The organism is Actinospica sp. (assembly GCF_035552695.1).
Taxonomy (GTDB): Bacteria; Actinomycetota; Actinomycetes; order Streptomycetales; family Catenulisporaceae; genus Actinospica.
The window spans coordinates 1-12,879 of sequence record NZ_DASZKT010000010.1 but is presented as its reverse complement, the minus strand read 5'-3'; the positions used below and the strand labels follow the sequence as shown (position 1 = coordinate 12,879).

The window sequence follows — 12,879 nt, the reverse complement described above, 5'->3', positions numbered from 1 at the left end:
GTTCGCCGCCGTTAAACTGGCCCGGTGACCAGGATCATCGCAGGCCAGGCCAGGGGAAGAACACTCAAGACGCCGCCCGGCGCGGGCACCCGCCCCACCTCCGACCGCGCCCGCGAGGGCCTCTTCTCCGCGCTCGACTCGCACTTACCTGGTGGCCTGCCCGGGATCCGCCTCATCGATGCGTACGCGGGCTCCGGAGCCGTCGGACTCGAGGCCCTTTCCCGGGGAGCGGTCGCCGCGCTGCTCATCGAGTCCGACCGGCGCGCCGCCGAGGTGATTCGGGGAAATCTGACCGCGCTGGGTCTTACCGGCGGTCGACTGGTGACCGACCGGGTGGAGAAGCTGGCCGCCGAGCAGTGCCCCGGCGAGGCCTACGACGTGCTCTTCCTCGACCCGCCGTACGCCCTCGACGCCAAGCCGCTCGCCGAGCTGATCACGGACTTCGCCGGGCACGGCTGGCTCACCGCCGACGCGCTCGTCTGCGTGGAGCGCGCCGCCCGCGATCCGGAGTGGATCTGGCCGGCGGACTTCGCGTCACTGCGGGCCCGGGCGTACGGCGAGGGCATGCTCTGGTACGGTCACCGCCGTGAGCAGTGACGCTATGAACGGACCCCGCGCGGTGCGGCGCCGGGTCGTGTGCCCTGGGTCCTTCGACCCGGTCACCAACGGACACCTCGACATCATCACCCGGATGGCCGGCCTGTTCGACGAGGTCGTCGTCGCGGTGGGCAAGAACGCCGGGAAGAACGGCCTGTTCTCCTACACGGAGCGGATGGCGATGATCCGCGAGGTGACCGCGCAGCTGCCGAACGTCACCGTGGAGGTCGTCGAGGGCCTGCTTGTGGACTTCTGCGCCGAACGCGACATCCGGGCCATCGTCAAGGGTCTGCGACCCGTCGGCGACTTCGACTACGAGCTGCAGATGTCCCAGATGAACCACCGGCTGGCCGGGATCGAGACGCTCTTCGTCCCCACCAATCCGCTCTACAGCTTCCTGTCCTCCTCGCTCATCAAGGAGGTCTGCTCGCTCGGCGGCGACGTGTCCGGGCTGCTCCCGGAGCCGGTGCTGGCCACGCTGACCGAGCGGCTGCGCAAGGACTGAGCTGGCGTTTCCGACGTACCGTCACGATCGCGCCACGGTACGCAATGCTTTGGTATATCGGGATAAAAGTCACTAGTCCCCCTGGGCCATACTTCCGCTCTGCCGTTCGGGGTACCGTGGACCGAGCGCCGCCATCGGGTGGGGCCCAGCCATGCCAGGGAGTGCAGACCGTTGGACGTCAACGCCAAGATCGATGAGCTCATCGAGATCGTGGAGAGCGCCCGCGCGATGCCGATGTCCACATCGTGCGTCATCAACCGAGCCCAGGTGCTCGAGCTGCTCGACCAGCTCAAGCACGGGCTGCCGGAGGAGATGGACCGCGCCCGCCGGGTGCTGTCCGACCGCGAATCCGTGCTCGAAGACGGCCGTCGCGAGGCCGAGCGGATGATGGAGCGCACCCGCGGCGAGCGCGACTCGATCATCAACAACACGGACATCTCCCGCGAGGCGCAGGACGCGGCCGGCCGGATGCTGAGCCAGGCCCGGCGCGAGGCCGACCAGGTCCGGGCCGACGCCGACGAGTACGTGGACCAGAAGCTGGCCAACTTCGAGGTCGTGCTCACCAAGACGCTGCAGGCCGTGGGCCGCGGCCGGGACAAGATGCGCGGCAGCAACAACCCGATGGAGGAGCTCGGCCGGCACGTCGACGAGCAGGACGCGGTCCAGGCCGAGCGCAAGCGCTCCCGCGACTTCTCCGGCACCGGCGAGATGCCGAAGGTGCGCGGCTACGAGGAGGAGCAGGGCTACGAGCCCGCCTACGCCGGCGAGAGCGGCTTCAACGGGGAGAACGGATTCAACGGCGAGCCGGGGTTCAACGGGGAGAACGGATTCAACGGCGACAACGGCTTCGAGACCACCGGCGAGTTCACCCGGGTCGCCTTCGAGGAGGCCGAGCGCCCCTACGAGCCGCATGTGCAGGGCGGTTACGGCGAGCAGCAGGGCTACGGCGAGGGCCAGGGCGTCGGCTACCAGGAGCCGTACTACCCGGCCGCGCAGAACGGCTACGAGCAGCAGGGCTACGACCAGGGCGCGGTGCAGGGCTACGGCACCGGCGAGTTCGCCGAGCAGCCGCAGTACCAGGAGGGCGGCTACGACCAGTCCGGCCACTGGAACCCGAACCAGCCGGCGCCCGGCGGCTACGGCCACCCCGGCCAGCAGCAGCAGCCGCCGCCGAACCCGGACTACCCGGCCGACGAGACCTCGTACTTCGACACCGGCCTGATCGACGTCCGGCAGTTCCAGCAGCAGAACTACGGCTGATCCGCGGCGGAGTGTGATTCGCGGAGCCTGATCGACAGAGCGTGATCGGCGGGGTGCCGACGGTAAAGCCGTCGGTGCCCCGTCGTCGTGCACCGTAGAATCGTGGATATGCCTCACGTAGCCAAGCCGAAGCGCCCCGACGCGCGCTCACCCTTCGTCTTCGAGGTGCGCGAGTTCGGCCGGCGTCCCGGTGCCATGCGCCAATTCGATCGCGACCTGCCCGCCGAGCCCCTGCTCGGCCACGAGGGCTCCACGCTGGAGGACCTGTACTCCGCTGAGGCCGCGGACCTGCTGCTCGACCTGCGCCTCGAGTCCGTGGTGGAGGGCGTGCTGGCCACCGGCCGGGTCTCCGGCTCGCTGGTCTCCGAGTGCGTGCGCTGCCTCGACCCGATCGAGGTCGAGGTGGACGCCGACTTCCAGGAGCTCTTCTACTACGACCTCGAGGACCTCTCCGCCGCGGAACTCGAGGAGGCCGTCTCGGTCGTCGAGGATCTGCTCGACGTCGAGCCGCTGGTGCGCGACGCCGTCATGCTCGACCTTCCGCTGCAGCCGCTGTGCGAGCCGGACTGCCCCGGCCTGTGCGCCGAGTGCGGTGCCGCGCTGGCCGAGGACCCGGACCACCACCACGAATCCGTCGACCCGCGCTGGGCGGCCCTCAGCGCTCTGACTGGCGACGGCGAGCCCGGCGGGCAGTGATTTCGTAACACCCGCCGACTTCCGGTAAAGTCGTCGGGTACGCCCGATAGACGTTTGCAGTAACTGACCAGGAGTTTGAGCCGTGGCTGTTCCGAAGCGCAAGAAGTCCCGCAGCCGTACCCGTTCGCGGCGCGCACAGTGGAAGGCCGCCCCGGTGGCCCTGGTCGCCTGTGACCGCTGCCAGGAGACCAAGCGTCCGCACACCGTCTGCCAGAACTGCGGCACCTACGACAAGCGCCAGGTGCTGGCCGTCTGAGCCGGCCTTTGGCCCCCGCCTGACGGAAGACGGTCGTGACCGATTCCCTCAAATCGCCCGCGCTCCTGGAGCAGCGGCTCGGTCTTCCGATCGAGCCGGTGCTCCTGGTGCAGGCGCTGACGCACCGATCCTTCGCTTACGAGAACGGCCACTGCCCGACCAACGAGCGGCTGGAGTTCCTCGGCGACTCGGTGCTGGGCGTCGTGGTCACCAGCGCGCTCTACCACACCCATCCGGACCTGCCGGAGGGCCAGCTCGCCAAGTTCCGCTCGCACGTGGTCAGCGCCAAGGCGCTCGCCGCGGTGGGCCGCGAGCTGGAGCTCGGCGACTTCCTGCGGCTCGGCAAGGGCGAGGAGGCCACCGGCGGCCGGGACAAGTCCTCGATCCTCGCGGACGCCATGGAGGCGGTGCTCGGCGCGGTCTACCTGGACCACGACCTGGACACCGTCGGCGATCTGATCCACCGGCTGTTCGACAAGCTGATCGAGGCCTCGGCCGGGCTCGGCGCCGGCCTGGATTGGAAGACCTCGCTGCAGGAGCTCACCGCGGAGCACTCGCTCGGCGTGCCCGCGTACCTGGTGGACGAGGAGGGCCCGGAGCACGACAAGTCCTTCACCGCGCGGGTGCGCGTGGGCGAGCTGGACTATCCGTCGGGCCAGGGCCGCTCCAAGAAGATCGCCGAGCAGATCGCGGCCGAGCACGCGTACCGGTCCATCCGCAAGGAGTACGGCTCCGCGAAGGCCGAGCCGGACGTGCCGCCGAAATCCAAGCAGGAGAAGAACGGCAAGGGCGGCAAAGACAGCAGGGACGGCAAGGACACCGCGAGTGCCTGAGCTACCTGAGGTCGAGGTCGTACGCCGCGGACTCGATCGCTGGGTCGCCGGCCGTCTCATCACCGAGGTCGAAGTCCTGCATCCCCGCGCGATCCGCCGACATGTGCTGGGCGCGGCGGATTTCTCCACCCGTCTCGCCGGCCGGCGCGTCCTGGCCGCCGCGCGCCGCGGCAAATACCTCTGGCTGCCGCTCGACGGCGGCGGTGCGCTGCTCGGCCACCTCGGGATGAGCGGGCAGCTGCTGGTCCAGCCCGCCACCGCGATCGACGAGATCCACCTGCGGGTCCGGATGCGCTTCGCGGACGACGGGCCGCAGCTTCGCTTCGTGGACCAGCGTACCTTCGGCGGCCTGAGCCTGGAGTCCATGACCGACGGCGTTCCGCTGCCGATCGTGCACATCGCGCGCGACCCGCTGGACCCCTTGTTCGACGACGAGGCCTTCATCAGGGCTCTGCGCGCCAAGCAGACCGGCGTCAAGCGCGCCCTGCTCGACCAGAGCCTGATCAGCGGCGTCGGCAACATCTACGCCGACGAGTCGCTGTGGCGCGCCAAGCTGCACTACGAGGCGCCCACCTCCGGGCTGACCAGGCCGAAGGCCGTAGCCCTGCTGGCCGCCGTCCGCGAGGTGCTCACCGAGGCCCTCGGCCAGGGCGGCACATCCTTCGACTCGCTGTACGTGAACGTGAACGGCGAATCAGGGTACTTCGCCCGTTCGCTGAACGCCTACGGCCGGGCCGACGAACCCTGCGGCCGCTGCGGCACCCCGATCCGCCGCGCGGCCTTCATGAACCGCTCCTCGTACTACTGCCCGCGCTGTCAGAAGAAGTAGGACGTGACTCGCTCCGCGGGATGAAACAATGTCCCCATGAGCAGCGAGCACAGCCAGGAGATCGAGGCGCGGTACCGGGCCGCCGAGGCGGAACTGCTACAGCGCTGGCCGGAAACCCGGATGGAGCCCTCGAAGGACCGGATCGAGGCCATCCTGGATGTCCTCGGCAAACCGCAGGACGCGTATCCGTCGATCCACCTCACCGGCACCAACGGCAAGACGTCGACCGCCCGCATGGTCGACGCCCTGCTGCGTGAGCTCAACCTGCGCACCGGCCGCACCACGAGCCCGCACCTGAGCGAGATCCGCGAGCGCATCTGCGTGGACGGCGAGCCGATCGGCCGCGAGCGCTTCACCGAGGTCTACACCGAGCTGCGTCCGTACGCGGAGCTGGTCGACTCGCGCCAGCCGTTCAAGCTGTCGTTCTTCGAGATGACCACCGCCATGGCGTACGCGGCCTTCGCCGAGGCGCCGGTGGACGTCGCGGTCATCGAGGTCGGCCTCGGCGGCACCTGGGACGCGACGAACGTGATCGAGGCGCCGGTCGCCGTCGTCACCCCGATCTCACTGGACCACACCCATCTGCTCGGCGACAACGTGCGCGACATCGCGGAGGAGAAGGCGGGCATCATCAAGGCCGGCGCGATCGCGGTACTCGCGCAGCAGCCGATCGACGCGGCCGAGGTCCTGATGCGGCGCGCGGCCGAGGTCGGCGCCACGGTGGCGCGCGAGGGCATCGAGTTCGGTGTGCTGGAGCGGCAGCTCGCGGTCGGCGGCCAGCAGCTCACGATCAAGGGTCTGTCACAGGAGTACACCGACCTCTTCCTCCCGCTGCACGGCGCGTACCAGGCGGGCAACGCCGCCTGCGCCATCGCGGCCGTGGAGGCGTTCCTCGGCGCCGGCCAAGGCGGCGCGGTGCTCGATCCCGAGGTGGTGCGCGCCGCGTTCGCCAAGGTCACCTCGCCCGGCAGGCTCGAGGTCGTACGCCGCAACCCCGCGGTCATCCTCGACGCCGCGCACAACCCGGGCGGCGCCGCGGCCACGGCCCAGGCGATCAGCGAGGAGTTCACCTTCGAGCACCTGGTCGGCGTCTTCGCGGCGATGCAGGACAAGGACGTGCGCGGCGTGCTCGAGGCCTTCGAACCGGTACTGGACGAGATCGTCGTGACCCGGAACTCCACGCTGCGCTCGATGCCGGTCGAGGAACTGGCCGCGCTGGCCGAGGAGATCTTCGGCGAGGGCCGCGTGACGAGCGCGGACCGGCTCGACGACGCGATCGACCGCGCCCTCGAACTGGCCGAGATCGGCGTCCCCGACCCGAGCCTCGGCGGCTCCGGAGTCCTGGTCACCGGCTCCGTCGTGACGGCCGGAGACGCCGGACGGCTGCTCCGTGGCTGAGGCCGGATCCGGATCCACCGTGAGCCGCGGAGAACCACGCTGAACCACGGCCGGAGGCTGAACGCGACTGAACGAGACTGAACGAGGACCAGACACCCGGGGCGGCTGCCGCGCGGTCGGCCGCATGCCGTAGCGTGGACCCCGCACATGCGACCCGCCGCGAGTAGCGGCGACGACTACCTGGTAGAGGTGACCTGACGATGCGGAGAATGGCCGCGGCGGTCCTCGTGTTCGAGGCCTTCATCGCGCTGTTCTTCGGCCTGGTCGCGGCGAAGCTGTCCTCCGGCGGCGGCTGGCAGCTCGCGATCGGCCTCGGCGCGGCCAGCGTGCTGCTCAGCGGACTGCTGCGGTTCCGCTGGGCGTACTCGCTGGGCTGGGCCCTGCAGGTCGCCTTCATCGGCGCCGGCTTCTGGGTGACCATGATGTTCCCGGTCGGCGTCATCTTCGCGGCCCTGTGGTGGGCCGGCCTGCACTATGGGGCGAAGGGCGAGCGGATCAAGGCCGAGCGGGTGCGGGCCTGGGAGGCCGCGCACGGCGAGTAGGCGCTGCCCCGGCTTCCGTCCGACAGCCGGACCCCGGGTGTGACCTGGCGTGACCTAGGTCATAACATCAGTTGAACACACCCCGTCAGCGAGTACGGGGATCATGGATTGTGGGCGCCTCGATGACGGACGCCCACACGTGCGAAGGGACAGATAGGTGGCGACCCTCGTAGAGCGCTCGCTCGTCTTGGTCAAGCCGGACGGCGTCAAGCGTGCCCTCATCGGCACGATCATCGAGCGGATCGAGCGGAAGGGCATCCGGGTCGTGGCCATGGATCTGCGTTCCCTGCCGCGTGAACTGGTCGAGGAGCACTACGCCGAGCACCAGGGCAAGCCGTTCTTCGAGCCCCTCGTCTCCTTCATGCTCTCCGGCCCCGTCGTCGCCATGGTGATCGAGGGCCACCGCTGCATCGAGGCCTTCCGCACCCTCTCCGGCGCCACCGACCCGGTCAAGGCCGCCCCCGGCACCATCCGCGGCGACCTCGCCACCGACGTCGGCACCACCGTCGTCCAAAACCTCGTCCACGGCTCCGACTCCCCAGCCTCCGCCGAGCGCGAGATCAAGCTCTTCTTCCCCGAGCTGGGCTGATCCGCGCAAATACCGAGGGCGGGCTCGGCGGTGGTGATTGCCGGCTAACGGCCGAGAGCAATATCGCCGCTTCGCGACTGCTGCGATAACCCGGCGCCCGATTGCCAGCGTCTTGTCGTAGCGTTGGCGACCTGCGGAAAATGCCAGAGCTGGAGTCCCACCTCGTGCGGAGCCTTGCCGGTATCCGTGCGTACGTGCGCTGATCGACAAGCATGCTCGGGCGAACAGCAAGCTCTCGAACACTTTGGCTAGCCTTCTTAGATTTATTGCATCCATGAAAGTGTCATGGATGCAAGCTTCTTGAAAGAAGGTTGCCTCGGAGCGGCTGGAGCGCGTAGTCACCGCTCCTGTCGCTCGCGTATGGGCAGAGCGAGCTCTTCGAACTCTTCTTCCCGAGCTGGCCTGATCCGGCGGGAGGGGGCGGCGGTGTCACATGCGGAGGCGGTGCCAGCGGCGCTCGGCGTCGTCCCAGGGGAGGTTGTGGAAGTACTCGGCGCGCTTGACCGCTTCGTCCCAGGTGTAGGTCTTCTTGGACAGGACGTGGTGCTGGCGGTCCCAGGTCGAGAGCTCCAGGAAGTAGGTGCCGCCGGGCCCGCCTTGTGAAGTCGAGGGCGGGCCCGCGGCGGCGATGCTGATCCGTACGTAGCGGTCCAGCGGGCTCTTGCTGTACAGGATCGCGGGATGGCCTGCCTCCGGGCAGAACATCTGGTCCTCGGTCGGCTCGATGTCGTCCTCGGAGAACAACACCCAGGTGTGACCGTGGTCGCACTCCATGCCGTACCACGTCGCCACGTGCGTCATCCTTCCGTCACGGGCATGGCCCGCCGCCGACCTGGTAGTACAGGTGCGAGTTGCCGATTCCGTGAGCATCATTCCACGCGTTGACGTGCGGGCCGACCTTATTGCCGTCGCCGAAGTTGTGTCCCCACTGGTCGTCGCGCCAGCCGGCGGTGCCGTGGTTGTCGTGTGCGTTGGCGGGGTCGGCGTTGCTCTGGCCCATGAGCTTGTCGGGGTTCGTGCCGCGCGGCGCGCCGCGGTAGCTCGACGCCGTGATGGGCTTCGGCCGGCCGCCGAAGTCGCCTGCCACCTCCGAGGCCGCGGCCCGCGCGGCGCGCCGGTTCGGGAACGTGAAGTTGCCGATGCCGTGGCTGCTGTCGGGCAGTTCGACGCCGCCGTGCCGGGCGGCGATCTGGCGCAGGATCTGCCGTCCGTCGTCGGAGAGGAAGTCGCGCAGGCCCAGCGGGTCGAGGTGCGAGATCGGGTTGACGACGTAGCCGTGGTGGTTGGGCGCGGGGTCGAGGCCGAGCGGGTCCGGGGTGTTGTACCGGCCGGTGCCCGGGTCGTAGTAGCGCTCGTAGTTGTAGTAGAGGCCGGTCTCAGCATCGTGATACTGGCCGGGGAAGCGCAGCGGGCAGTCGAGTTCGCGCTCCGGCGCGGCGCCCGGCGCGAGTTCGCCCCACAGGTCCGTGCGGCGACGCCACTCGACGATGCCGTCCGGGGTGACCAGTTCGGTCGGGGCGCCGACGAGGTCGGTCACGATCGCGTGGAAACGGCGGTCGATCTCCTGCGCGGACGCGTCCGCGAGGTGCGTGCGCTTCTCCTGGACGATCGGGGTGAAGCCGCCGGGCTGGTAGTCCCAGCTGGTCACGGACACCTCCGCGCGGCCCGCGACCTCGTGCCGCTGCTCGGCCAGCGTCGTTCCGTCCCAGCAGAAGCGGTACTCCTCGACCGGCATCCCGTCCGCGCCGAGCCGCTGCTTGGCCACGCGCCGGCCGAGCGGGTCGTAGCGGTAACGCCAGCGGCCGTTGTCGGGAGTGCTCGCCTCGGTGAGCCGGTCGAAGGCGTCGTATGCGTACTCCCACACCTTCTCGGTGCCGGACAACGTACGCCGAACCGCCTTGGTCAGCCGCCCCTGGCCGTCGTACTCGTACCGGGTACGACCGGCGTTGGAGCTGTGAAGTAGCGTGCCGGTCAGCTCGCGCGGTCCGTCGGCGTCGCCGGCGATGTTGCCGGACGCGTCGTAGGCGTACGTCTCGTTCCAGGCTGCCGCGGTCACGGCCGTGACGCGTCCGAGCGTGTCGAGTTGGAACTGAGTGGCGCCGGAGAACGAGTCGGTGACCGAGGTCGGCGTGTCGTCCGCGCGGTAGGTCCAGGTGCGTTCGAGCAGCAGGTTCGAGCTGGCCGAGCCGGATGTCGCACCGCCCTCGACCGCGAGCAGCCTTCTTGCGGTCGTCCGGCCGACGGCGTCGAATTCCTGCGTCAGGGCCGTGTTCGAGCTGAGCCAGCGGTACGTCTCGCGGCCGAAGGCGTCGTTCCCGAAGACCATCTGGTCCCGACCGTCCGCCGAGAGCGCGATCGGCATGCCCAGCGCATCGTATTGCCACGCGGAGACGCGCGAGCTCGGCGTCGTCCGCTCGACGGTCTGGCCGAGTGCGTCGTACGCGGTGCGCACCGCGAAGCCGTCGATGCTCTCCTCGACGACCCGGCCGAGGCCGTCCATGCGGTAGCGCAGCTCGGTCTCGGCGCTGCTCGCCGCGGTCAGGTTGCCGTTCGCGTCGTATTCGAAGGCTGTGACGTGCTCGCCGTCCACGCGCTGCTCGACGACTCGGCCGAGCACGTCGCGCACCAGCGCCACGTGCTGACCGACTCCGTTGACGCGCTCGACGATACGGCCGGCCGCGTCGTAGTCGTACGTCAGGGTCCTGCCGTTGAAGTCCGTCTCGCCGACCAGGTTGCCGGCCGCGTCGAAGGCGTAGGTCCAGCGCAGCCCGGCGGGGTTGGTCACCGCGGTCAGCCGCATTTGGCTGTCGTAGTCGAACGTGTGGCGTGTGCCGTCGGGATCCGTGCGCGCGACGAATGCGCGGAACGCGCCTACCTCGAATCGCGTCTCGAGCCCGGCCTGATCGACGTGCGTGAGCAGGTTGCCCGCGGCGTCGTAGGTCCACGTCTCGCTCGCGCCGTCCGGGAAAGCCCGGGACACGTGCCGGTCCTCATCGTCGTAGCCGAGCGCGGTGACGGCTCCGAGCGGGTCGACGATGCGCACGACCCGGCCGCGCTCGTCCCGCTCCAGGCCCAGCACCGCGCCGGTGGCCGCGGTGATCGCCGCCGGCAGCCCGGCCGCGTCCACGGCCACCTCGGTGCGCTGACCGAGCGCGTCCACGACCGCGCTCAGCGCACCGCGCTCGCTGTGCTCGTACCGGGTGACGGCGCCGAGCGGGTCAGTGGCGGCCAGCAGGTTCCCTCGAACGTCGTATTCGTAGGACCACCGCGAGCCGTCCGCGTCCACGAGTTCCACCGGTTGGCGGAACGCGTTGTACCGCGCCGCGAGCACGCTGCCGTCTTGCCGCTCGATGCGGACCGCGTCGCCGCGTTCGTCCCTCTGCATGCGGACCGTGCCGCCGAGCGCGTCCGTGTTGGACAGCACCCTGCCATAGCGATCGGACTCGGTACGCGTCACCGCGCCGAGAGGATCCACGACCTCGACGATGTGCCCGTACTCGTCCATCCGGTAGGACGTCGTCTCGCCGAGCGCCGTGGTGAACCGGGTCACGCGCTCCGCCGCGTCGTACTCGAGCCGCCCGGCCAGCGACCCGTCCTCGCCGCCGGTCGCGACCACGCGGCCGTGCTCGTCGTACGTATACGAGTAGCGGTAGCCGATCCGGTCGATCCAGGCGGTGATCCGGTCCTCGTCGTCGTACTCGAAGCAGTGCGGCTGCCGGCTGGAGTCGATGATTTCGACGAGCCGGCCCGCCATGTCGTACCGGAATTCGCGCAGCGGCCGGTTGCTCTGTGCGCCGTCGAAGTGGATTCCGCTGACGCGTACGCCCTCGCGGGTGTCGACCGTCGTGACGCGCAGGTGAATGCCGCCGGAGTGGTAGACGTCCGTGGGCGCCCCCTCCGCGTCGCAGACGAACGTGATCCGGTTGCCATTGCGGTCGACGACGGCTCCGAGCGGCCGGAATGCCTCGGGGCGCGGCCCGGGAGGGAACTCCAGCACGCGGCCGAGTTCGGTCTGCTCGATCACGATGCGGTCCTGCGCGCGGTCCCACGAAAGCGGCCAGCGCGCGCCCGCCGAGGGCAGCGTGGTCTGGCCGTGCACGGTCGGGACGGGGTAGTGCAGCACGACGCCGTCCGGCGCGAAGTAGTGCACCCCGTCCGCGTCCACCTGGACCCGCTGGTCGAGGCTGGAGGCCCAGCTGCGGCCGAACAGCCGGCCCTTCCGGTACGAGGAGATGTGCGCGCGTTCCAGGACGAGATCGAGCACGCCGGGCAACCGCGCATCGATCTGCTGCAGCAGCATGTCCCCGGAGCTCGGATCGACCGGGTCGGTCGGGCAGGTCGGGCGATCACCGACCGGGGTGGACTCGTGGAACGGGTCGCCGCCGGTCGCGTTCGGCACGTTCTCGTTCCCGCCGCCCTTCGGCAGGCCGCCGCTGTTCGGCTTGATGCCGCCGGCGGCCGAGTCGCCCGAGCCGTCCAGGCCGTGCATCACGTCCGTGAAGCCCTGGGTGTTCTTCGCCTCGCCCTCGAGGGTGCGCCCGAGATTGCCCTCCTCGGTGTCCGCGACCTTCGATATGAGGTTTTTACTGATCGTCTGCGCGGAACTGTCGCAGGCCTCGGCGAGGTCCTTGGCCGCCTGTTCCGCGGTCTGCACCATGAATCTGCCCGACATCAGAAACTCAACCCCGCAAGCCCGTTCCGCAACGTCTGCCCATGCCCGACCATCGTGTCCGCATGCGAACGGATCACCGAGATCTGCTGCCGCGCCTCGGCCTCATCCACGCTGAACGAGGAACCGGCCCCGGATCCCGCCGAGGAGGTGTTTCCCCAGTCCAGGCCGGACAGCAGGGTCTGCACCTTCGCCATGAACGGCTTGAGCGCCGCGTCCATCACCTTGCCGAGCACGTACTGCTCCAGATCCTCGATCAGTGACTTGCCGGCTGCCTGCCCCGCGGCGATGATCGCCGGCAGCAAGGCCTCCGCGATCCCGAACGTCGCGACCGCCGCGGCCTGGTCGGCGAAGAACTCCACCGCCATCTCCACCATCTGCACGACGGCGAGCCCCTTCTGCACCACGATGTACGCCGCCCACGCGTCCAACGCGTCCGCGACGATTCCGGCGCCCTCCACGATCTCGTTCACATGCGCCGTGGACAGCTCGGCCCACCCCGACGTCATCTGCTGCGTCGACGCACCCTGATGCGCCTGCGCCAGCTTCTGCACCGCGTCCGAAGCGTCCTGGTGGGTACGCTCCACCGCCTGGCCGAACTCCCTGACCAGCGACGCGAACTGCGAAATCGAATCCTCATTGATATAAGGCCACTCAATGCCGATCACATTGAGGAAGTTCACCAAGGGACCCGGAAGGTCATCG

At 69.4% G+C, this 12,879-nt stretch carries 13 protein-coding genes; 10 read left to right on the top strand and 3 right to left on the bottom strand.

Annotated features, from left to right (window positions below; all coding sequences use genetic code 11):
* The first annotated feature begins 24 nt into the window (after positions 1-24).
* The 10 genes from rsmD (at position 25) to ndk (ending at position 7,505) form a co-directional block, all read left to right on the top strand.
* A complete protein-coding gene (rsmD, locus tag VG296_RS02005) occupies positions 25-597 on the top strand; it encodes a 16S rRNA (guanine(966)-N(2))-methyltransferase RsmD (protein WP_325562388.1) in 573 nt (190 codons plus the stop codon).
* 4 nt (positions 598-601) lie between these two features.
* On the top strand, positions 602-1,102 hold the full coding sequence (gene coaD, locus VG296_RS02000; protein ID WP_349259425.1) for a pantetheine-phosphate adenylyltransferase: 501 nt from the start codon (positions 602-604) through the stop codon (positions 1,100-1,102).
* Between the two features lie 171 nt (positions 1,103-1,273).
* Complete coding sequence (locus tag VG296_RS01995) at positions 1,274-2,362, top strand: hypothetical protein (RefSeq protein WP_325562385.1); 1,089 nt, start codon at positions 1,274-1,276, stop codon at positions 2,360-2,362.
* A 108-nt stretch (positions 2,363-2,470) separates the two neighbouring features.
* Positions 2,471-3,058 carry a DUF177 domain-containing protein gene (locus VG296_RS01990; protein WP_325562383.1) on the top strand — a complete coding sequence of 196 codons (588 nt, stop codon included), beginning with the start codon at positions 2,471-2,473 and terminating at the stop codon, positions 3,056-3,058.
* An 82-nt stretch (positions 3,059-3,140) separates the two neighbouring features.
* Complete coding sequence (gene rpmF / locus VG296_RS01985) at positions 3,141-3,314, top strand: 50S ribosomal protein L32 (protein ID WP_325562381.1); 174 nt, start codon at positions 3,141-3,143, stop codon at positions 3,312-3,314.
* A gap of 35 nt (positions 3,315-3,349) precedes the next feature.
* Complete coding sequence (gene rnc / locus VG296_RS01980; RefSeq protein WP_325562379.1) at positions 3,350-4,147, top strand: ribonuclease III; 798 nt, start codon at positions 3,350-3,352, stop codon at positions 4,145-4,147.
* Complete coding sequence (gene mutM / locus VG296_RS01975) at positions 4,140-4,976, top strand: bifunctional DNA-formamidopyrimidine glycosylase/DNA-(apurinic or apyrimidinic site) lyase (RefSeq protein WP_325562377.1); 837 nt, start codon at positions 4,140-4,142, stop codon at positions 4,974-4,976. Before rnc ends, mutM begins: the two co-directional genes overlap by 8 nt.
* Before the next feature lie 36 nt (positions 4,977-5,012).
* Entirely contained in the window at positions 5,013-6,374 is a 1,362-nt protein-coding gene (locus VG296_RS01970; RefSeq protein ID WP_325562375.1) for a folylpolyglutamate synthase/dihydrofolate synthase family protein, read from the top strand.
* A gap of 209 nt (positions 6,375-6,583) precedes the next feature.
* The gene (locus VG296_RS01965) at positions 6,584-6,916 is read left to right on the top strand and encodes a DUF4233 domain-containing protein (protein ID WP_325562374.1); all 333 of its coding nucleotides are present in this window, start codon (positions 6,584-6,586) and stop codon (positions 6,914-6,916) included.
* A 157-nt stretch (positions 6,917-7,073) separates the two neighbouring features.
* Positions 7,074-7,505, top strand: a complete 432-nt coding sequence (gene ndk, locus VG296_RS01960) for a nucleoside-diphosphate kinase (RefSeq protein WP_325562373.1) — start codon at positions 7,074-7,076, stop codon at positions 7,503-7,505.
* 429 nt (positions 7,506-7,934) lie between these two features.
* Here ndk and VG296_RS01955 read toward each other — a convergent pair whose 3' ends face one another.
* The 3 genes from VG296_RS01955 to VG296_RS01945 form a co-directional block, all read right to left on the bottom strand.
* Complete coding sequence (locus tag VG296_RS01955) at positions 7,935-8,297, bottom strand: hypothetical protein (protein ID WP_325562371.1); 363 nt, start codon at positions 8,295-8,297, stop codon at positions 7,935-7,937.
* Between the two features lie 16 nt (positions 8,298-8,313).
* Complete coding sequence (locus VG296_RS01950) at positions 8,314-12,177, bottom strand: RHS repeat-associated core domain-containing protein (protein ID WP_325562368.1); 3,864 nt, start codon at positions 12,175-12,177, stop codon at positions 8,314-8,316.
* On the bottom strand, positions 12,177-12,879 hold a 703-nt coding region (locus VG296_RS01945), incomplete at its 5' end, for a hypothetical protein (RefSeq protein WP_325562366.1). The genes VG296_RS01950 and VG296_RS01945, both read right to left, overlap by 1 nt.